Annotated in this window: 1 protein-coding gene and 1 tRNA gene; both read left to right on the top strand. The window is 29.2% G+C overall.

Translation table 11 applies throughout. The features are described 5' to 3' along the window. Positions 1-101 precede the first annotated feature (101 nt). Positions 102-161: transfer RNA gene (locus ACW9UN_RS17180), tRNA-Ile, on the top strand. A gap of 52 nt (positions 162-213) precedes the next feature. Beyond that, complete coding sequence (locus ACW9UN_RS17175; protein WP_459487600.1) at positions 214-1278, top strand: tyrosine-type recombinase/integrase; 1065 nt, start codon at positions 214-216, stop codon at positions 1276-1278. The last annotated feature ends 241 nt before the right edge of the window (positions 1279-1519 follow it).

Genomic DNA, 1519 nt, shown 5'->3' with positions numbered 1-1519 from the left:
AAAAAATGAAAGTTTCCATTTAAAACACAAGAAATTCTAAATTTATTTGCAAATAATTTAAAATAAATAGTACATTTTCAAACCAAAATTATAGGTCCTATAGCTCAGTTGGTTAGAGCACCTGACTCATAATCAGAAATTAAAAATTCCCAAATCCTTTATACAATACATTTCAGAGACATTAGAAAGTTAAATCTGTCAGATGTCTGCCAAATGAAATTAAATTATCCAAAAGTAAAACAAGATTATAAAAAAAGAGTCTATGTTGATTTTTCTTATAAAGGAACACGCTATCGTTTATTTAATGGAAAAAGAATCAACTCCACGCTATCACCAAATTCATACCCAATATCGGAAAGAATTCAAATTGGTAACCTCTTAGCCGCTGAAGTCTACAGATTTTTAACCAGCGGTATGAGTATTGAGCTTTTCAATAAATCTAAGCATATCACAACCAATATGACTGATATGGATTATTTAAGAGCAGCTTTAGAAATTAAAATAGGAGCGAACTATTCTGAAAAGTATAAAAATATGCTAGAATATGTTTTTAATTTAGTAGAAAGGAATATTAAAAATGATTCTTTGAATTCTAATGATATTAATATATTACTTAATAAATATCACTCTGAAGTATCTCACAATACAGTCAAAAGACACCTTCAAGTGTTGTTTAATCAAGCTAATAAAATTGGAATGAAACATAACCCTATGGATCAGGTTAATTCTAAAAAGGCAAAAGCAAAACTTCACAAACCTTTTAAAAATATAAAAGAGTTACTTGAAGAGGTAAGAAACTTCAATTCCAAACTACATTTATGCTGTCTGTTAACTTATGGATGCTTGCTCAGGCCTCATCGTGAGATTAGAGAATTGGCCTGGAGTGATTTTTCAGACGACTTGTCACACATAAACTTAAGCGGAGCTAGGAATAAATCTGGAAGAAATAGGATTGTACCAATACCAATTTTTATAAAGCCTTTTTTGAATAGAGGAAAAGAAGGTATAAATATTTTTAGTGAGACATCAACACCTCTAAACAAAGACTATTTTAAAACTCTATGGGGCAGGTTTAAAAAGAAGAGTGTAATATTAGAACCAAATCAAACCCTATATTCATTTAGACATTCGGGTGCTATTGATATATTTACAAGGACAGGGTCCTTAACAAAGCTCAAACAAGCAATGGGTCATTCAAGCGTGAATGTAAGCTTAACCTATTTGAGAGGATTAGAAGTTCCAGAATTAAAAGAAGATGATATGCCACAATTATTTTAATTATAGTCATTTTATTTATTTTAAAGTGATGAAATATTAGTAACACAGAATTTGCTCTGTTACTAATATATTTAATGGTTACTAAAAGAGATGGTTTCACTCATTATTGATTCACAAACAAATTAAAATCTGTTTTAATTGTAAAATAGTATATTTAATCGTTTGGTACTAAACCAAAAAGTGTGTAAGTAAAGTTATTCTGAAATTTTTCTAGAGCAATCTTTGAATTGCTCCATGAGGA

This window comes from Polaribacter litoreus (assembly GCF_054584775.1).
The sequence above is the reverse complement of the archived record's forward strand: the minus strand, read 5'-3'. Positions and strand labels throughout refer to the sequence as shown.

Coding starts and splice junctions, on each gene's coding strand:
- ACW9UN_RS17175 (WP_459487600.1), top strand. CDS start 214: ATGAAATTAAATTATCCAAAAGTAAAACAAGATTATAAAAAAAGAGTC.